Here is a 22,536-nt window from a genome sequence, read left to right as displayed (position 1 = left end):
TAATTAAATCAATTCTTATGGAAACTTATAATGTAATAACAGCTGTTTACTATAAATCATATGTAAATTAAAAACGAAAGTGTTATTTAATCATAAAATTGAATATTGGTAACCTCTTTTTCACTAATTTGCGCACTCATAATGCCGTAGATCATGAAAAGAATAATTATATTCTGTTTTGCTCTGGCTTCTTATAGCCATGTTTATTCACAACAATCTGCCGATAAGGCTCTTCAATATTTAAACGAAAACTTCTCACAGGAGAATATTTATGTACTCACTGATAAAGATTTGTATCTTTCGGGAGAAACAGTCTGGTTTAATGCAATGGTTCTCAGAAACTTCAGCATATCAGACATTTCAACAAATTTCTTTATTGAGCTGTACGACCGAAATAAAAAGCAGGTTTTAAGAAAGAGATTTCCAGTTTTCAATGGCTCTGTTCAGGGCAGCTTTCAACTTCCGGAAAACCTTAATGAAGACATCTATTTTGTACGAGCTTATACTCCGATGATGAGTAATCTGAGTGAAGAATTTCAATATCTGAAACAAATTCCGGTTTACAATCCGTCTTCAACGAAAAAACTGATAAAAGATAAAACCTCATTGTGGTCTGTAACATTACACCCGGAAGCAAATACCTTTATACAGGGCAACCCATCCAAAATTGCTGTAAGACTTCACAGTAAAGGTATTCCACCTTCTCAGTGGGAAGGTTATGTTATTGAAAAAGATCATCCTGAAAAGAAAATTACAACCTTCAAAGGATTAGACGGAAATGTCGGTGTTTTCTCATTTACACCTGAAAAAGACAAAATTTACGAAGCTGTTGTGACCGACAACAATGGATTACAGAAATCCGCAACACTTCCCAAAGCTTCAGAAAAAGGGGTAAGCCTTCAGGTAATCAGTGAAAAAGACAATATTAAATACAAAATAAAAAACTCCGGAGAAGCGTATCCTTACCTTACAGTAATTGCAAATATTGGGGAACAGGTTGTTTATAAGGCTAAAGTAAACCAGCTGAAAGATGCATTCCAGTCTATACCAACAGATCAGCTTATCAATAGCGTTTTGCAAATCACAGTTTTTGACGATAAAGAAAATCCTTTAGTAAGCAGAATGTGCTTTGTGATGCCACAAAATTTACATATTGCCGCTCCCGAAGTAAAGCCTGAAAAATTGAGTACCGAAAAAAGAGCTTTGAATTCTTTCGATGTTAAACCTTTAAAAGATGTTCCGAATTATTCTGTAGCTGTATTTGATCCTGAATATAAAAAATCATTACAGGACGAAAACTTTTTGAGTTCTTTGTGGCTTACCAGCGTCATTAAATCTAAAATTGATCGTCCCGCACAATATTTTTCCAACAAGATGAACCCGGAAGCTTTGGATGCGCTTTTGATTTCCGAACAGTGGAAAATGTTTGACTGGAAAGAGATCATATCTGGGAAATATCCTGAAATTATTAATAATTCATCAAAATATATTTCTTACAGGGGAAAAGTTACCATCAATGCAAAACCTGCTCCACAGCAAACCCTTATTATGTTTGTGGAAGGCAACAAATCTGACCGCGAAATTCTTCAGGCAGAAACAGACAGCAACGGCGAGTTTTTCTTTGACAATATGATTTTTGAAAAACCAATAAAAGTCACTTATCAGCTAAACGGCGCAAATGCTTCGTTGAAAAGCAGAACGAACGTATTTGTAAATCCACTTAATACATTTATCCCTTTGAAAAAAGATTTACCTGAAGTAGAAGGATTTGAACTTGTGGAAAGAAATACAACATCAGAAACTTCTCAGCCCGCCGAATTGACAAAAATCATTGAGGCGAAAAAGTCTAAAAAAGAATATGACGAGAAAATCATCAATATTGAAGAGGTAAAACTAAAAGCCAAAAGAAAAAATCTTACGGAAGATCTCAACAAAAAACTCAGCAGTCCGCTTTATAAAAGCATGAATGAAGTAGTTTTTGACTTTGTAAATGATAATCAGTCTGCAGCAAGTTCACCGAATATTTTACAATGGCTTCAGGGACGTGTTGCAGGATTAACAATTAACAATGAAAACGGAAATCCAACTCCTTACATTAGACAAAGCAAAGCAAACATTTATCTGGATGAAATGTTAGTGGATGCTAGTTCTCTCAACGGAATAGCTGTTGCCAATATTGCTATGGTTAAAATCATAAAAGATGGTGGTCTTGGGATGAGCGGCGGCGGAAATGGCGGTGTGCTAATTTACACTAAGCGTGGAGATACCCAGAGTCCCATTGAAAATAAACTTTCTACGATGGTCGATTTAAATTTTTTCGTGATGGAAGGTTATAATGAATCTGAGAAATATCCTGATTCCGATTATGGTAATTCTGAGCTCTCAAAAATCAGTACCGATTACCGACCTGTATTGTTCTGGAATCCTACTCTTGAAATTGATGAATCCGCTCCTGCCATAATTAACTTTTACAATAATGATTCAGCGAAAAAATACCGATTTATGATTATGGGATTCGATGCTGAAAAATATATACCGGTTTATTATGATAAATTGATGCCTTGATGATCAACGCATGAAATATTGCCAATCATTTTGTGAATTTAAGATGCTTTCATTTTTGAGTATCTTTGAGATATTACACAACCCGTTGTTATGTTGTTTGTTGATACAAATAGTTGTGAATTGCTTTCATTTTTGAGTATCTTTGAGATATTACACAACCGAAGGATCTACATTTATGGAAATATCGCTGTTGTGAATTGCTTTCATTTTTGAGTATCTTTGAGATATTACACAACCAGCAGTCACGGCTTCAGCCACTCCATTTCGTTGTGAATTGCTTTCATTTTTGAGTATCTTTGAGATATTACACAACAACATCGACTTTAGGAACTAACTCGAAATAGTTGTGAATTGCTTTCATTTTTGAGTATCTTTGAGATATTACACAACAAATAAAAGTTATGGGTTGTGATATTCACAGTTGTGAATTGCTTTCATTTTTGAGTATCTTTGAGATATTACACAACCGTACCAACGTCAACTACCTTAAGTTTATAGTTGTGAATTGCTTTCATTTTTGAGTATCTTTGAGATATTACACAACCTCGAACATTTCGCGGTAGTACTCCGACATGTTGTGAATTGCTTTCATTTTTGAGTATCTTTGAGATATTACACAACCATAAGTTAATAGGATTCGCCCCGGTTACAGTTGTGAATTGCTTTCATTTTTGAGTATCTTTGAGATATTACACAACTATGCTCGTTTGTGATTGGGATGACCTCAAGTTGTGAATTGCTTTCATTTTTGAGTATCTTTGAGATATTACACAACTAATAGAAGTTTTGGCAGCCTTTGCTCTCAGTTGTGAATTGCTTTCATTTTTGAGTATCTTTGAGATATTACACAACAGTAAGTCCTTTGTGATTAACTTCGACTAAGTTGTGAATTGCTTTCATTTTTGAGTATCTTTGAGATATTACACAACACATATCATATCTGAGATAGGCTCCTAAAGGTTGTGAATTGCTTTCATTTTTGAGTATCTTTGAGATATTACACAACTATTTTTTGTCTGTAAGATTACTCTGCAAAGTTGTGAATTGCTTTCATTTTTGAGTATCTTTGAGATATTACACAACGCTCCTGAAAATGAAAGCCCGTAAAAAAGTGTTGTGAATTGCTTTCATTTTTGAGTATCTTTGAGATATTACACAACGTCTTTTGGCAACTCTGCTACTACTTCGTCGTTGTGAATTGCTTTCATTTTTGAGTATCTTTGAGATATTACACAACCCGTTCAATGGAGCTATAATGATTCACCCTGTTGTGAATTGCTTTCATTTTTGAGTATCTTTGAGATATTACACAACCTATTAATATGAAAACCGAACAAATAGGAAGTTGTGAATTGCTTTCATTTTTGAGTATCTTTGAGATATTACACAACATATTCGGCTTACTTGCCGTATGAGTTGGAGTTGTGAATTGCTTTCATTTTTGAGTATCTTTGAGATATTACACAACAATAAATAATCAATATCAGAAGTAAAATTCGTTGTGAATTGCTTTCATTTTTGAGTATCTTTGAGATATTACACAACCACGCCATTGTATTTTTGTGAAATTGTCAAGTTGTGAATTGCTTTCATTTTTGAGTATCTTTGAGATATTACACAACCGGATTCAAAAACTCAAGCTCTGATAAGAAGTTGTGAATTGCTTTCATTTTTGAGTATCTTTGAGATATTACACAACTTTGTTGCAACACCTTTGACATCTTCGATAGTTGTGAATTGCTTTCATTTTTGAGTATCTTTGAGATATTACACAACCGAAAAGATGCGAATTCCGAAGTTAAAACCGTTGTGAATTGCTTTCATTTTTGAGTATCTTTGAGATATTACACAACCCGGGAAGCCGAAAACGTTTAGAGTAGGCAGTTGTGAATTGCTTTCATTTTTGAGTATCTTTGAGATATTACACAACATACCGAGGCTTATAAAGCCTTGCAGGAGAGTTGTGAATTGCTTTCATTTTTGAGTATCTTTGAGATATTACACAACCAGGATGAGGTAGTAGAGCATATCAGGGCTGTTGTGAATTGCTTTCATTTTTGAGTATCTTTGAGATATTACACAACTATAATCATATCTATACATACAAACACACAGTTGTGAATTGCTTTCATTTTTGAGTATCTTTGAGATATTACACAACTAAAATAAAAATAAAAATGTGAAAAAAACCGTTGTGAATTGCTTTCATTTTTGAGTATCTTTGAGATATTACACAACAGACGTAAGGTTGGACTGGGAAATTGTTGCGTTGTGAATTGCTTTCATTTTTGAGTATCTTTGAGATATTACACAACGTCTTAGAAAAAGTAGATAAATTAGACCGAGTTGTGAATTGCTTTCATTTTTGAGTATCTTTGAGATATTACACAACTATTTCTTCTTACAATCATAGACGGATTAAGTTGTGAATTGCTTTCATTTTTGAGTATCTTTGAGATATTACACAACAGAAAGAAATTTACAATTGGTAGCTGTAGAGTTGTGAATTGCTTTCATTTTTGAGTATCTTTGAGATATTACACAACAATGCTTTAGAATATAACGCTCCCGCATCAGTTGTGAATTGCTTTCATTTTTGAGTATCTTTGAGATATTACACAACTGGTAGGAAACGCTTTAGTAATAACTATCAGTTGTGAATTGCTTTCATTTTTGAGTATCTTTGAGATATTACACAACTGCTGTGCATCATTGCGTAAAAAGTAGAGGGTTGTGAATTGCTTTCATTTTTGAGTATCTTTGAGATATTACACAACCAAAACTGCAATTATCCGCTTACAAATATTGTTGTGAATTGCTTTCATTTTTGAGTATCTTTGAGATATTACACAACTATGTCTAAACTTAGATTAAGTATAAACGTGTTGTGAATTGCTTTCATTTTTGAGTATCTTTGAGATATTACACAACTAAGCTACCATGAAGGCAACATCAACACTGGTTGTGAATTGCTTTCATTTTTGAGTATCTTTGAGATATTACACAACCACCGCCATTAGGACCCGAACCGGCTCCGGGTTGTGAATTGCTTTCATTTTTGAGTATCTTTGAGATATTACACAACTTTATTTTTATACATTTGTAACACAATAACGTTGTGAATTGCTTTCATTTTTGAGTATCTTTGAGATATTACACAACTGGTATTTCCACGTTGTAAGTGATTGGAGTGTTGTGAATTGCTTTCATTTTTGAGTATCTTTGAGATATTACACAACACGAAAGGAGGTTCTGAAAGTTATGGAGATGTTGTGAATTGCTTTCATTTTTGAGTATCTTTGAGATATTACACAACTATCAATTTCTCAACAAAGAATTTGCCAACGTTGTGAATTGCTTTCATTTTTGAGTATCTTTGAGATATTACACAACTCACTAGAATGGGATGGAAAGAGCAGGATAGTTGTGAATTGCTTTCATTTTTGAGTATCTTTGAGATATTACACAACAGGACAAAGAAGTTTAGATAACTTAAAGGGGTTGTGAATTGCTTTCATTTTTGAGTATCTTTGAGATATTACACAACAGCAGGATTAGCATTTGATACAGATGTGCAGTTGTGAATTGCTTTCATTTTTGAGTATCTTTGAGATATTACACAACACCTCAGATGCTAAGATGGCAGAGATCTACGTTGTGAATTGCTTTCATTTTTGAGTATCTTTGAGATATTACACAACGCTCCTGAAAATGAAAGCCCGTAAAAAAGTGTTGTGAATTGCTTTCATTTTTGAGTATCTTTGAGATATTACACAACTATGATGGCAGATAATAGAGTTTTAAAGTAGTTGTGAATTGCTTTCATTTTTGAGTATCTTTGAGATATTACACAACTTAAATCTTTTTGTAGAGTAAATAATATAGGTTGTGAATTGCTTTCATTTTTGAGTATCTTTGAGATATTACACAACCGTAGGTAAATACTCTGTACCTAGGTCAGCGTTGTGAATTGCTTTCATTTTTGAGTATCTTTGAGATATTACACAACCTAATGATGAGTTTGGGGATAGCATCAAAGGTTGTGAATTGCTTTCATTTTTGAGTATCTTTGAGATATTACACAACTAGAGCCGTTCACAGTTTAACTAAAATATCGTTGTGAATTGCTTTCATTTTTGAGTATCTTTGAGATATTACACAACTTTAAGTTTTAAAGATTAAATAAATTATATGTTGTGAATTGCTTTCATTTTTGAGTATCTTTGAGATATTACACAACCTTACCTCTATTGATTTAGATTACATTTTAGTTGTGAATTGCTTTCATTTTTGAGTATCTTTGAGATATTACACAACTAACGTTATATGTTTTAATTACTCTACAAAGTTGTGAATTGCTTTCATTTTTGAGTATCTTTGAGATATTACACAACTGAAGAGATTTAATACCTACCATATTTCTAGTTGTGAATTGCTTTCATTTTTGAGTATCTTTGAGATATTACACAACCTTTACTTTTAAAGCTCAGACACGTTTATCGTTGTGAATTGCTTTCATTTTTGAGTATCTTTGAGATATTACACAACCTCCGTTAATTTTTGCACCCATGTAATCGTGTTGTGAATTGCTTTCATTTTTGAGTATCTTTGAGATATTACACAACTTTGAGAATTAAGACCAGGCTGTCTTGTGTGTTGTGAATTGCTTTCATTTTTGAGTATCTTTGAGATATTACACAACGATCTCTAAAATATTCATAATAACATAACTGTTGTGAATTGCTTTCATTTTTGAGTATCTTTGAGATATTACACAACTTTGAGAATTAAGACCAGGCTGTCTTGTGTGTTGTGAATTGCTTTCATTTTTGAGTATCTTTGAGATATTACACAACTGGTGTCTTCAAAAATATTACTATCTTTGTGTTGTGAATTGCTTTCATTTTTGAGTATCTTTGAGATATTACACAACGATGCACTTGTTTGTAATGTCTCACTAATAGTTGTGAATTGCTTTCATTTTTGAGTATCTTTGAGATATTACACAACTTCATGCATAACAGGAGCGACCATAGGCATGTTGTGAATTGCTTTCATTTTTGAGTATCTTTGAGATATTACACAACCTCAAAATTTAATCCGTTGATAATCAACGGATTTTTCATTTATTTAGGATTCAAAATTTAGAATAATTCAAGTTGTTGGAAGGTCGGTGGCGGTTCTTCTTTATTCCTGGCAAAGAAAATTTCAATATCCCCAAATTGCTTATCCGTAATGCACATAATGGCAACTTTACCAGCTTTAGGAAGCATAAACTTGACTCTTTTAATATGAACCTCAGCATTTTCACGGCTTGGACAATGCCGAACATACATTGAAAACTGAAATAAAGTAAAACCATCATCCAACAAAGATTTACGAAAGCGATTGGCATCTTTCATATTGGCTTTAGTTTCTGTCGGCAAATCATATAATACTAAAACCCACATAATTCGGTACGCATTAAACCTTTCGGCGTTCATATCAGTTCGGGATAAGAAATCAGTCGTTTTTCTCCTGTGTAACATTTGTAAAGTGAAGTAGCCGTTGTTTTTACTGCTACCAACAACGGTCTTGTTTTACTTTCTATCAATACATCTTTAGTCGCGATTTGCAGGATGTGTGATTTGAATTCTTTCGTCAGTTCCTCAATATTTGGATTCTTTGTCAACCAATCCATTACCAACAAATCTACAAATGGTCGATAAGGTTCCATCAAATCATCTGCGAGACAATAAGGATTATATTTGTTTTTATGGAAAATTCCGAGTACTGGAAGCAATCCTGTCTCAACAATTGCTCTCGCTACAATACTTCTGAGAACGGAGTAACCGAAATTAAAAAACTGATTGGGAGAATCTCCAAAACGCTGTCTCAGAAAATCGAGGCTAATGAGGTATTTCCAGTAATGTTGGGCTGCAATACCTTCCATATTAGTAATATCTCCACTTTTAACGTTGTTTTGATAATCAATCATCGGTTCGTAATAGTTTCCTAATCTTCTTAATACTTCTTTCTGATTTTCAATTTTGCATTCGATGGTTTGTTTCCAAAGTTGTTTTTTCAAAGGTTCACTGGCTTCCAATTGATCTTTTACCCTATCAGAATGTTCAGTATGGCCATAAAGCGGTAACATCATTCCGTGTGGCAAATGATGATTGTCACAACTGACCACAACCACATTATTTCCCATCATTTTTTGAATGAGCTGATGTGAAATGGTAATCTGAAAATGATCTAACATCAGCAAACCCAAATCTTCCACAGGAACCTTTCCTTTCATCTCGTTTGAGGAAGGTTCCATAATGCACATTTGCTCGTCTTTGAGTTTGAGATAAGCGGGATTGCCGATGTAGATGGAGCGGGTAATCATAATTAATATTCTCCTATTTTAGTGATTTCTCCTAAATGATTTAACCTAACTTTTACAGGGTTTAAATCAATAAGTCCTTTTGTGCTTAATCTAAAGTATCTTTTGCTTTCCTTAGCTCCTTCAGTTTTCTTCAATTCTGTATTTTTTGTTTCTAAATGATGCCTGAAAAAATAATCACCATCAGTAATACTCCAGACTAAATACAAATGCTTGCTCAATAAAGTCTTATCATTATTTTCTATAGCTGCTTCAAAATCTTCTTGTAATAAACCCAGAACAAACATTTCATTTTGTTGCAGACTAAATTTCAATTTGAGTTTATCAATTGGCAATTTATTCAAAAATGATTCTGGAAGTTCTTTGTCTAATAATTGATTCCAAACATCTGACGAATTTTTAATAACAGCAGGAACATTATTTTTTTTTCTTTCTACTGCATGCCAAAATGTACAACTGTGCTGAACAAGCTTATTATCTTTATCTTCATAAATGGCAATATGATGATTGTTTCCTGTTAGTACAAACCCGATATCTCTGCCGTTTTTATCTTTTTTAATTGCCTGTAAATTATTAGCATCCGGACGAGCAAATAACCGAACTGTAATAATTGGGATTTGTTTTTCTTCATTAAGCCAAAGTGTATCCTTGAAAGCTTCTTTTTCTTTATTTCCAAATTGAGCTAAACGCTCTTTTACTAAAAATTTCACTCTATCATCAACAATATCATCAGCCTGACTTGCTTTTAGACTTTGTAGTTTATATTTCAAAACGGTTGCATCATTATAGCAAGATGCTTTTTCCAGAATTTCTGTTTTTTCTTCATTCAGAAAAATTGGGTTTTTCTTTAAAGTTGATAAAGACAATTTAGAATTATTTTCATTTTCTGCAAGTCTTTCCTCTACTAAGACTTTAATCTTAGGGTTTACAATTTTCTTCGAATTTTCAAATAAGTATTTTAAAGGCTTATCTTTCTCAATCACTTTTATTTTACCGTAAACAGATTGCTCGTGTAATGCTCCTCTTAGAACAATTACACCTGTGTCCTTATTCTTTCCGGTAGCTTTAAATTTAGTTATTGTCGCAACTTTTTTACCTGCTTTAAAAGAAACTAAAACCTTGTCAGCCTCTTGCTCCACATACTTTGTATCGAATTTAACAGGTTTCTGCAAACGCAAATAATCATCTAATTGAGATAGTCTTTCTTTGTGATTTTTAACAAACTCATTATCATTTTCAAATTCTTTTTCGTTATAATTTTCTCCTAAGAGTTTTTTTGCTTCTTTAATTTCTCTTTGCATCAAATCTTTAGTATCACTAGAATTCAAAGTATTTATCCGTTGAATAAAACCTTGCTTTGTACAAGCAACAACTAAAGCATCAATAGCGTGATGGCGGTGATCATCTCTTTTTGTCCAGTTTTCTATTTCTTCTTTTTGGTGCTTTCTTTTTCCGTGTTCGCTTGTCCATTCTTTGATTACGGTTTGTCCTAATTCTTTGTATTTAGGCATTTGCAGATTCATCAAGACATCGTCCCACCCCCAAAGATTACGAAGTTTTGCAGTAATTCCACCTTCTGTTGTTGTCACATTATTGCATACTTTCTGTAAAATTTCTCTTGCCTTTCGAGAAATATATTGAGTGTCTCTCAATTGTCTGTCGATAAAGTTTTCCCAAAGTTTTTTATCGGTCTCTGTTTCTTTTCCTAGTTTTTTCCTTTCCAAATATTCTTTGTGCGAAACTTTTAACCTTTGCATTTTACTGTAAGAAATAATTCCTCTTTTGAACCAATCATCTACACGTTCGGAATATATCCTAACTTGCTCCTCTCCTTTTGTACCAATATAATCGTACGCAGTTTGATTGGTTTTTGTTGAATTACATTTTCTGTGAACCAAAACTTTATTGGTTTGAGAATCATCAAATAACAGAGCTTTCGGCACTATGTGGTCAACATCAAAAGCATCGCCACTCAAAGCTTCTGTTAAATTAAATGTTTCACCACAATAAATACATTGATTATTGACGTGAGCATCTTTCAGATTTTTGCTAAGCGACGGGAAAATGAATTTATATTTCTGAATATATCTCTTGGTAACAGGTAATCCCAGTTCAGCTAATCGTTTTCCAATTTCCTCATTGAGTTTTTTATTTTTTGAATTTTGCAAATCGGCATCATTTCGTTCGTCTTTACTTTGTTTAAGTTCACGTGCAAGCTCGACTCTTATTTCAGATAGTTTTCCATATTGTTCAAGGATTGCGTTGACCACATTAATCATCTGATTCAGAATTTTCTCGACAATAGGTTGTCTCAAACTATTTTTAGAAAGAAGTTCTAATCTATCTAAAGTAATTTGTTGTTCTCTTTCATCCTTCGTCAACGAATTAGAATGATTGTAACCAGCCAAACTACAGGATTGGGAATAATCATAGCCTTCCATCAGAAAAGGCAGAATTTTCCGCATCGATTTGTTTGATTTATTCCCGAAAGCCTGTTTATTAAAATCAATGTGAGATAACTTTTCAGCAGTTTCATCATCAAAACCAAACCTTTTGATTAAAGCATTTTTACATTCATCCAAAACTTTTAGAGAATAAATGGTGTGCCACAATTGATACAAAGGTTCTTTCTCCAATGAAGCATCCAATTCCAAACCTGCTCTTTCTTCCAGAATTTCTCCAGTCTTTTTATCGACCAACATTGAAGTATGATTTGATGGAATAATGGAAACATCAAAATTCAAAAGTTCATTATCACCTAAAACCGTATGAAGAGCTGAAAAAGTTTCATTTCCTTTAATGCCTTTTAGGATTTGCTTATTCACATAAACATCATTTTTATTTAAGTCTAAAATTTCAAGAAGCTTAGTAAAACTTAAACTATCATTTTTAAATAAATAATCTGCTAAAATTTCTTTCTCCTTTAAATTGGGAGTTTTCTCACCCCATTTATATTTGCTTCCTTCTGGATTTTTTATTTTTAAACTAATCGTGTTGACAACTTCCCAAATCCGACAGAGCTGAAATAAAGGAGAAGTTTTCGGCGCAACTTTCGATCCTACAAAAACCACTTTATCTTTATTTTTTTCTTTATCGAAAACAGTTTTCTCAAAACCTTCAAATTCACAAATACTGACTAACCCTTTTTGAGATTTTAGTTTTCTTTGAAAATAAATAATTTCATTCCTTAATTGATGAACAACTTCATCCGTAAGAAAATCATGTTTATTTTTTTGAGCATTAATGATAGTATCAAACTCTTCTGTATAAGCTTCTCGTGGATAAACTTCTTCTTTGATTCTGAAATAAGAATTGTTTGTGTTTGCATTGTATAATTCTTCATAAAAATACTGTCCAATAGTTTGATTTCTCTCTTTCAACTGAGCATAACGACCTTTGACGGCCTGAACATAATCGGTATCTTTTTTATCAGCGTTGGCTTCGCTTCTCGCAGATTTATAACCTCTTTTCTGATTAAGCATATATAAAATACGCCCTAATTGTTCAGCAGAAATATTTTCATTAGGATTAGCTGAATCACTTCTAAGCTTCCACAAATCGAGCATTGGGAGCTTTAATAATTCCTCCGATGGAAAAATATTGTATTTATTTAGAATTTTTTTTAAATCACTTTTCTTTAGTTGCTTTCTGTCATATCCTTTTCTCTGAGTACGGCTTACCGTTCTGCTTTGATTCTTTGTAATTGACAAACCTCTTTGAAATTCTTCTTTATCACTGGTGGATAATGGAATTATTCTAGAGCCCATTGCAATAATGCGAATAGGGGTATTGTTTTCGTCAACTTCTATTAATGCCCAACCAATAGAGTTCGTGCCTAAGTCTAATCCAAGTATATTTTTAGTCATAGCTATTTTAGTTTTGATAAAGCATAAAAATAAAGAGAAAAAAAATAATTATTTTACGGAAAACCATAAAACGTTTAAAAAAATAATTTATAGATTTGTAACCGAAAGCAATTCACAATAAGGATTATTCCGTTGTGAAAACATTCAGGGCGGGGCAACTCGCCTTTTTTATTTCCCCAAATAAATCCTCTAATCATTTCCCTTTTAATAGAAAAAACGTATTTTTGAGCTTTCATAAACACAAATTTAAATACATGAATATTTCTTCATCCCGTACATCTGTTATTGCCTTAGCATTATTTACAGCCCCATTTTATTTTTCTCAGAACAAAGCAGAAGATGCAATTAAAAAATTTGAAGAAAATTATCCTCAGGAAAAAATCCATTTACTTCTCAACAAAAAAAATTATGTTGCCGGAGAAAACCTTTGGTTTACTTCTTTTGTTTTTGATGGTTATAGTCCTTCAACAATTTCTACGAATATTTTTGTAGAGCTTTACGATCAGAATAAAAAACAAATCAGTAAAAAAATATATCCTCTAATTCAAGGGAAAGGAAGTGGAAGCATTACCCTTCCTGAAAATTTAAAAGAAGATGTTTATTACATCAGAGCCTATACAACATGGATGGGAAATTTCAGTGATGATTTTAATGAGATACAGCCTATCACCGTTTACAATCCGTCATCACCTGAAAAGCTCGTAAAAAATACGGATGCACCATGGACTGCACAGGCTTTTCCGGAAAGCGGAACTTTTATTGATGGCATTAACACGAAATTTGCAGTCAGATTACAATCAAACGGAGAAACACCTTCAAAATGGAATGGTTATGTGACAGAAATTCAAACCCCTCAAATTAAAATTGTTTCGTTCCAAGGCTTTGATCAAAATATTGGTGCATTCAGTTTTACTCCTTCATCAGGTAAAAAATATCAGTTGATTATTGAAGATGAAAAAGGAGTGAAACAAACAGTAAATTTGCCTGAAGTTTCATCATCCGGAATCAATCTACAGGTTGAAAGTCTCAATGATGCCATAAAATTTACGCTTAAAAGCAAAAATATTGATGTTAATTCCAAATATAAAGTTTTAGGCACAATCAATAATCAATTAGTTTATAAAGCCAATATTTCAAAAATTTCTGATCAGATTTACTCAATCCCGACCAGTCAACTTGTAAACGGAATCCTTAATCTTACTGTTTTTGATGAGCAGGAAAATATTGTAGTACAAAGACTTTGTTTTATTCAGCCACAGCTATTAAAATTAAAACAACCCTCTATAAAAGGTTTATCATTAAATACAAATTCAAAAGAAAGTAATTCATTCAATATTTCTCAGAATTCCGGCATTTCTCAGTACACGGTTACTGTTTTAGACGAAAAAACCGAAAATCCTGAAGATGAAAACAGTTTACCTAGTAAACTTTGGCTTACCGGAGATATTAGTTCAAAAATTTACAATCCTGCGCAATATTTTAATAAAACCAGAAATAATAATGCATTAGATGCACTGTTAATTTCAGAAAAATGGAATCGTTTTAACTGGCAATCACTAATAACCGGTAATTTTCCAGCAATAAAATATAAACCTGAAAGCTACCTTTCTTATAAAGGAAAGGCCATGAAATTGGGTAAACCCGCTGCTGAAGAAGAAATTAATTTGATTTTTAAAATGCCTAATCAGGGAATTAAATATCATCTGATTAAGACCGATAAAGAAGGGTTTTTCACATTAAATGGTTTGGTGTTTGAAGACTCGATGACGTTTTCTTATCAACTCAACAATGAAAAAGCAACTAAAAATTCAGTACAGGTTTATTTTCAGCCCAATTTTTCGTTTCTTCCCCTGAGAAAAAATCTACCTCTTAATAATTATCATTTGGTTGCCCGAACTTCTGAGGATAAAATATCTGAAGAAGTAGAACGTGCTATCGCAACAAAAAGTTATTCTACTGAAGTGAATGAAAAGACTGTTTTGATTGAAGAAGTTAAACTGAAGGGGCAGAAAAAAGATTTAACCAAAAAACTTAATAAAGAGCTAAGCGGGCCTCTGTTTAGAAGCGGCAATGAACAAGTTTTTGATTTCGTTAATGATAATGCCGGAGCACAGGCCTCCCTGAACATTTTACAATGGTTACAAGGAAGAGTTGCGGGTCTACAGATACAATCACAGGGCGGAAATTACACCGCAACTTATCGTGGTAGCTCAATAGGTATTTTTCTCGATGAAATGCGGGTAGAACCCTCTCAGATCTCAAACATTTCTGTATCGAATATAGCTATGGTAAAAGTGATTAAAGGATATTTTGCCGGAAGTTTTGGAGGAGGAAACGGTGCTATTGCAATTTATACACGACGTGGCAATATGCCTGGTTCTACTATTGATACTACATTACCATCAACGTTGACTGAAATTAAATTGAGCGGCTATGATAAAGAAATTCCATTCAATAACTCCGTTTATGAAGATGAAAGTTTGAACATCAATGCAAAAGATAAAAGAAATGTCTTGTATTGGAATCCTTATTTAGAAAGTAATAAAAACGAACCCACAATCGTACAATGGTACAATAATGATGATGCAAAAGCTTTTAGAGTAATCATCATCGGTTTTGATGAAAATAATGATCCATTATATTACAATGAGGTTCTAAAAATAATTTTTTTAAAAACCAAAAACTAAAAGAGCTCCCATTTCTGAGAGCTCTTTTTGTTAAATGATGAATTGTTTGATTATTCTTCTTTGATAAACTTCTTCTGTACTTTTCCTTTTACATCTTCTATATCAATAATATAAACTCCACTGATGAGTACACTTACGTCAATTTTATTGTTAACAATAAATCCGCTTGAAATTAATCTTCCAGCTGCACTGTAAATTTTATAGCTCGCCTTTTCACTGATATTCTTTACATTCAGTATCGATTTTACAGGATTCGGATAAATCATTATAGAAGTCTGATCTAATGAATTTGGTGCCGGAACTTTTGAAATTCTAACGGTATAATCCTCTACTTCCCCATCAGCAAAACTAATACAGTTTACAGGAATTGCATCTTTTGCCATTGCCACTCTCATAACCACATATTTATGATCTGTCATGCTGATAAATGCATCAGAAGGTACATTAAATACTGCACTTGCAGTTGCATTTGTATTCGGCCCGTCTGCCAGAATTCTCTCATCAAGATCGAAAGTTCCGTTTCTGTCGAAATCTATCCAGACAGCTACACCAGCTTTTCCTCCTGAACTCAGGTTTTTATCAATAATAATCTGATTTCCTGTAGAGCCTTGAACCATTTCAATAAATTTCTTAGGATCTCCCGTAAAGTCAGAATAAGTAGTTCCTGTGGATTCATTGATCATTTCAGGCTTACCGGTTGGCTTAGCAGTAACTTTTGAAATAAATTCATTAGCAGAATTTGCAGACTGCATAGGACAATATATTACTGTAGGAGTTACGAAATAATACAATGGTGTGAAATTTCCCGGTTCACTGTTACAAATATTAGCTACCTGCATTTCATACTTGGTGACTTCTAATAATCCTGTAATGGTGTGCGTATTTGTATTTACCGAAATATTTGTCCAGCTCGGAATCCCAACTTTTCTGTATCTTAAAATATACGTTGCACCAGGGAACGGATCCCACACAACTTCAACGCTTGTAGGGTTCAGCTGAGTAATTGTAAATCCTGGAGGAGGAACTTCACAAACTCTTTCTGTTGTAAATACCTGAGTATTTGACCAAGGGTTTGGTGTAGTTTCACCATTACAGATACTTGCTACTACAACTTCGTATGTTTTATAAGAATCAAGATTAGGAATTGTATACGTATTAATTGGCGGCGGCGGTAATGCAGGAGTATTCCAAAGTATAGTTCCTTGCTCACGCCACTGTAAAACATAGGTTGCATTCGGTACAATCGGATTCCAGGTTACCAATGCAGAATTTGATGTAATGTTGGTTACCGTCACGCTTGGCGGAGTCGGATCACATCTTGTTGTAAAGGTAGTAGTTGGAGTAAAAATTCCAATTCCGCTGGCTCCACAAGTTGCAGCTACTCTTACTTCATACGTAGTTGCTGGAGTGAGTGCATTCACCAGTACAGGCGGATTACCTGCTAAAGTGGAAACATTCAGTGTAGTCCATGCAGAAGCTGGGTTTGTCACAGGTCTGTATTCTAAAACAAATGCAGTATTATTAGTAGCAGAAACCCAATTAATAATCGCTGAATTATGGGTTATCGTATTAAATGTTGGTGTAGCCGGAGTATCATTGCTACACGGTCTAAGTTTCACAGCATAATCCTCCACTTCACCATTTACCGGATCTACACACATTACCGGAGCACTTCCTCTTTTCAGCACTACTCTCATGGTCGTCGTATTTGGCCCGGTATATACTCCGGTTGCGGGAACATCGAACGATAATGTAACAGGACTTAAAGTATTGGAAGCAGTACTCATGATTCTTTCTGAATCAGTAAATATACCATCTCTGTTCCAGTCGATCCAGGCATGTACCGCATCTCCAAATGTAGTTCCTATCCATCCTTTAGAAACAGAAAGCTGATTTCCTATTGATCCTATTTCTAAATTGATCAATGTTGCAGGTGTCGTATAATTTGTATAGTTATCCTGCAAAGTCGTATTAGTCATCACCGGAAAGTTTACCGGAGTTACCGTAACATTTGATATGTAATCATTAGTTCCGGTACCTATCATATTACAATAAGTAACAGGTGGTGTGGTAAAATTAAGAGATGGAGAAAAAGCTCCCTGATTGCCTCCGCAAATTGTAGCGATCTGTACCTGATAAGCAGTTTGTTCCGTAAGATTTGGTATTGTATAAGAACTTTGTCCTACAGGAAGTGTTAATCCTGCTGCACTTGGTAACCATGCTCCAGTTGTTCCTTCTCTCCATCTGATAACATAGGTCGCATTTGCAGTTGGCATCCAAGAAACATAGGCTGAAGTATGGGTCATATTACTCACCGCAATGTTTGTTGGAGGATTCGTAGTACATGGCTGAAGATCAATAAATTTAATTTGATAATCCTCAACTTCTCCGTTACTCGTAAGGTTTGCACATGCATCCGCAGGAGTTACCCAGTACACAATAACACGCATTTTTATTTTACTTGTTCCAACATAAGCGTTTGCAGGAACATCAAAATTTCCTGTGACAGGAGTTGTGTTTGAAAGCCCCATACCCATTATTCTCTCTCCACCAGGTGTAGTAGAAGGATTATTATTAAAAATACCGTCTCCGTTAAAATCAATCCATGCGTACGTTGTATAAGTACTCGATGCAATTGTTCTTCCTACAGAAAGTGTATTATTAACTGAGTTCCTAAGGAGTGTAATGGTTTTGGTAGGATCATTGGAATAATCCGTATAGGTACTCGCTCCAGAATTATTACTTGTCATCGGAACGTTGGTTCCTATCATAGTCACATTATTAATAAAACCATTGGTAACCGTTGCAGTTCCCGAACTACAATAAGTAAGCGCTGGTGTGGTGAAAGTAACTGGCGGAGAAAATACTCCCTGAGTTCCACATATTGTAGCAATTTCTACTTCGTATTGCGTTTGCTCTGTAAGCCCCGGAAGAGAAATATTATTCGTAAAAGGGGTTGTTACATTAATGGTTTGCCATGTTCCAGAAGGCAATACTCTGTACCTTACGACATAAGTTGCATTCTGAGACGCCGTCCATGTTACCGAAGCTGAAGTAGCCGTAATATTATTTACCGTAATATTTGCCGGAGGTACATTTGTACACGGAGGAAGTACAGTTCCTACAAGTTGAAGACGCGGCAATACCGCATATCTGCTTGTAGCAGTAGGAGGATTAAGAGGATCCGGATTTGTTGTCGTATTATAATAAATCATTCCTCTATTTGCTCCCGCAGAATAACTGCCCCAGTTTGCGGTACAAGATGTTCCCGGTGTATTTTCATCTACAGCAATTACCACATTACTTGTCCCATCCCAAAGGAAAGGTGTTGAAAGCGGAATTTCTATCCAGGTTCCTGCTGCCATCGCAGGCAAAGTACCAGAATAAACCTGGGTTAAAGATCCTGCAGAAATCCAGCTTGTTGTGGTTGCGAAATCTGTTTGAGAAGTATTCCCCATGTACACTACCCATTGATTATAATTTGCCTGAGTAGCTGCTGTACTTGATACAAAATATCTAATTGATGTAATTAAATTATTCGTTCCTACAGCACTTGCAATTTCAGCCGTAGTATAGATCATCTGAGAATAATTGTATCCCGAGCACGAATATACCGGTAAAAATCCGTGCGTTGCTGTTCCACCTCCAATTTGTCCCGGTATAAAGCTGTCACCTTCCACCCACTGAGATTTATCTGAAGCAGAACATACGGAACGTACCCACCAGTAATAAGTAGTTCCAGGTACTAAAGGCGAAATATTTGCTGAAGTTGCCGGTATAATGGTACCGACAGTTGCCGCAGTCGGAGGCGTGTTGGTTGTACTATAATAATATTCATAACCACCTGCCGGTGCAGGAGCGGGCGAAAGAGGAGGCGACCAGTTAAGCGTTGCCGAAGTTGGTGCAATATTAGTCGCTGGCGAAACCAAAGGCACAAAACACGTTGGAGCCTGAATTACCTGTACTTCATCCAGCAAAACATCATCATAGAAGTTTCCATTGTCAGCAACATCTTTATCAACAGTAAATTTAAGCTGAATTGTTGCGCCGATATAACTCGCTGCCAAAGGAATACCTACAGTTCTCCATTCAGAACTGTTGCTATTGTCTGTCCAGATCTGAACCCATCCACTCCCGTTATTTACAGCAAGCTTTAATACATTATGCTCAAAAGCAGGAACGGTTCCTGTTGCTGAAGTAAGGTGATTTTTAAACCACTCAAATTTCACATATGGGTTCGTAAGTCCTGTAAGATTAATCTGAGGACTTATTAATTCTACATTATTTTCATCCTCGTAAGGAGCACTTGCATCCACCCAGGCAAAAGTTCCTGCGGGTTTTCCACCGTTTCCTGTAGCTCCATAACCTGCTGAGCCAGAAAATTTCCATTTTACATTAACGTTCGTAGATGTTGTTGTAGGATTTTGATTGGTCCAGCAAGTTGGCACTGCTCCCGTACTAAATGATTGTAAAAACGGTACGGGAACCGCATTACACGTTTGCGCCGAGACATTGATCTGTATACACAGCAAAAGTCCCAGAACCATTAAAAGTCTGTTCATATAATCGGAATTTGGTAAGTTAATAAAATTGTGAGTGTATCTTTTTCTCAAAAAAAGATTAAAATTTGAAATGATAAAATAGATAGAATAAGTAGAGTTTTTCCTCATAGGCATAAAATATTTTGGTTTGAATAACAAATATAGTTTTTTTATTTAAAAAGACAATATGATTACAGAAATTAAAACCAACACAAGTTATAATTAAAAATTAAACACAAAATCAGCTTATTTCATACTCAAACAATAATTACTATTTTCTACATATAAAATCCATAATTCAAAAATTTATTACAAATTCCTATTAAAATGATCTGAAAAAAGTCAGTATTTTAGCCATTCTAAAAATGCCACATGACCATAACAGAATTTGTAAACAAAGAATTAAATATATCCGCTAAAAGCATCAATGCTACTTTAAAATTATTGTCTGAAGACTGCACCATTCCGTTTATTTCCCGCTACCGAAAAGATGCAACCGGAAATTTAGATGAAATTCAGATTGAACAAATATTTAAACTCAATAAACAGTTTGAAGAGCTCATAAAACGAAAAGAAAGCATTTTGAAATCGATTGAGGAACAAAATGCCTTACACCCTGAATTGAAACAGAAAATTGAAGCCAGTTTTGATATTCAAGAGTTGGAAGATTTATATCTACCCTTCAAAAAAAGAAAAAAAACGAAGGCAGATGCTGCAAAAGAAAAAGGACTTGAACCTTTAGCAAAAATTATCATGAGTCAGAAAGCTCAGGATATTCTGTTTTTGGCTTCTAAATATTTAAATGATCAGGTTTCTTCTGAAGAAGATGCTTTGCAGGGCGCAAGAGACATCATGGCAGAATGGATTAACGAAAATATGTATGTCCGTAAAAATCTGCGTCGCCTTTTTCAACGTAAAGCATTAATTACCTCAAAGGTTGTAAAGGCTAAAAAAGACGAAGAAGATGCACAGAAATTTTCACAATATTTTGAGTGGGAAGAAAGTCTGAACCGAACACCCTCTCACAGACTTTTGGCAATGCTCAGAGCAGAAGCCGAAGGTTTCGTAAAAACAAACATCGGAATTGATAAAGATGAAGCCTTAGATTTTATTGAAAATGCTATTATTAAATCTAAAAATGAAAGTTCAGAGCAAATCGTTTTAGCCATAAAAGATTCCTACAAAAGACTTCTCGAACCCGCTATCTCCAACGAAACTTTACAGGAAGCAAAGGAAAAAGCCGATAAGAAAGCCATCGAAATATTCTCTGAAAACTTAAGCCAGCTTCTACTCGCACCACCTTTGGGAGAAAAAAGAATTCTGGCGATTGATCCGGGTTTTAAAAGTGGTTGTAAGGTAGTTTGTCTTGACGAAAAAGGAGATTTGCTGCACAACGAAACCATTTATCCTCATGCTCCGCAAAACGAAAGCGGAATGGCGATGAAGAAAATCCGATCGATGGTGAATGCTTACAACATCCAGGCAATTTCTATCGGTAACGGAACAGCAAGTCGCGAGACCGAATTTTTCATAAAAAAAATTGCTTTTGATAAGCCTTTGCAGGTTTTTGTGGTTTCTGAAGCCGGAGCGTCGGTGTATTCTGCAAGTAAAATTGCAAGAGATGAATTTCCGAGTTTTGATGTGACTGTTCGTGGTGCGGTTTCTATCGGGAGACGACTTTCGGATCCATTGGCTGAGTTGGTTAAAATTGATGCAAAATCCATCGGTGTCGGACAATATCAACATGATGTCGATCAAACTCAGCTGAAAAATGAGCTGGATTCTACCGTTATGAAATGCGTAAATTCAGTCGGAATTAATTTAAATACCGCTAGCAAATCACTTTTAAGCTACGTTTCGGGAATCGGTGAAAAGATGGCCGAAAATATAGTGAATTACCGCGCTGAAAATGGAGCTTTTGAAAACAGAAAACAATTGAAAAAAGTTCCAAGATTGGGCGAAAAAGCCTATCAACAGGCTGCAGCCTTTATCAGAATTACCAACGGAGAAAATCCTTTAGACAACTCGGCAGTTCATCCCGAAGCATATGGAATTGTTGAGAAAATGGCAAAAGATTTAGGCATAAAAACCAATGATTTAATTGCCAACAAAGAGAAAATCAATCTAATTCAACCTGAAAAGTATATTACCGAAACCATCGGAATTTTAAGTATTAAAGATATCTTGAAAGAATTGGAGAAACCCGGATTAGACCCAAGAAAAGCTGCCAAAGTTTTTGAATTTGATCCCAATGTAAAAAAGATCACAGATTTAAAAGTTGGAATGATCCTTCCCGGAATTGTTAACAACATTACCGCTTTCGGATGTTTTGTAGACTTAGGAATTAAAGAAAGCGGACTGGTTCATATTTCTCAGCTGAAAGACGGTTTTGTTTCTGATGTGAATGAAGTGGTGAAGTTGCATCAACATGTTCAGGTAAGAGTAACGGAAGTGGATGAACAGAGGAAAAGAATTCGATTGAGTATGATTTTGTAATTTTCTCTTGT

The 22,536-nt window shown here is 34.5% G+C and carries 7 protein-coding genes and 1 CRISPR repeat array; of the genes, 3 read left to right on the top strand and 4 right to left on the bottom strand.

Annotated elements, in window-relative coordinates; all coding sequences use genetic code 11:
- The first annotated feature begins 153 nt into the window (after positions 1–153).
- A complete protein-coding gene (locus BA768_RS21390; RefSeq protein ID WP_065722271.1) occupies positions 154–2,565 on the top strand; it encodes a hypothetical protein in 2,412 nt (803 codons plus the stop codon).
- Positions 2,566–2,600: 35 nt separating this feature from the next.
- Positions 2,601–7,652: direct repeats of the CRISPR family, unit length 47 nt; unit sequence GTTGTGAATTGCTTTCATTTTTGAGTATCTTTGAGATATTACACAAC.
- Between the two features lie 57 nt (positions 7,653–7,709).
- On the opposite strand, the gene cas2 is transcribed toward BA768_RS21390, so the two are convergent.
- Genes cas2 through cas9 form a run of 3 tightly spaced genes read right to left on the bottom strand, consistent with a single transcriptional unit; the run spans position 7,710 to position 12,801 of the window.
- Positions 7,710–8,048, bottom strand: a complete 339-nt coding sequence (cas2, locus tag BA768_RS20665) for a CRISPR-associated endonuclease Cas2 (RefSeq protein WP_034678328.1) — start codon at positions 8,046–8,048, stop codon at positions 7,710–7,712.
- Positions 8,045–8,938 (bottom strand): type II CRISPR-associated endonuclease Cas1, encoded by an 894-nt coding sequence (gene cas1, locus BA768_RS20660; protein WP_065722270.1) that lies wholly within the window; start codon positions 8,936–8,938, stop codon positions 8,045–8,047. Before cas1 ends, cas2 begins: the two co-directional genes overlap by 4 nt.
- 2 nt (positions 8,939–8,940) lie before the next feature.
- Positions 8,941–12,801, bottom strand: coding sequence for a type II CRISPR RNA-guided endonuclease Cas9 (gene cas9, locus BA768_RS20655; protein ID WP_065722269.1), 3,861 nt, complete (start codon positions 12,799–12,801; stop codon positions 8,941–8,943).
- 254 nt (positions 12,802–13,055) lie between these two features.
- Between cas9 and BA768_RS20650 the strand changes: the two genes are divergently transcribed.
- Positions 13,056–15,488, top strand: coding sequence for a Plug domain-containing protein (locus tag BA768_RS20650; RefSeq protein WP_123947154.1), 2,433 nt, complete (start codon positions 13,056–13,058; stop codon positions 15,486–15,488).
- Between the two features lie 50 nt (positions 15,489–15,538).
- Here BA768_RS20650 and BA768_RS20645 read toward each other — a convergent pair whose 3' ends face one another.
- A complete protein-coding gene (locus BA768_RS20645; RefSeq protein ID WP_165601812.1) occupies positions 15,539–20,050 on the bottom strand; it encodes a fibronectin type III domain-containing protein in 4,512 nt (1,503 codons plus the stop codon).
- A 351-nt stretch (positions 20,051–20,401) separates the two neighbouring features.
- Here BA768_RS20645 and BA768_RS20640 point away from each other — a divergent pair, with 351 nt between their 5' ends.
- Positions 20,402–22,525 (top strand): Tex family protein, encoded by a 2,124-nt coding sequence (locus BA768_RS20640; RefSeq protein ID WP_065722267.1) that lies wholly within the window; start codon positions 20,402–20,404, stop codon positions 22,523–22,525.
- Positions 22,526–22,536 lie beyond the last annotated feature (11 nt).

It is taken from the genome of Chryseobacterium sp. CBo1 (assembly GCF_001693475.1).
Taxonomy (GTDB): Bacteria; Bacteroidota; Bacteroidia; order Flavobacteriales; family Weeksellaceae; genus Chryseobacterium; species Chryseobacterium formosense.
Note: the sequence above shows the minus strand (reverse complement) of the source record. Positions and strands in the feature narration are given on the sequence as shown.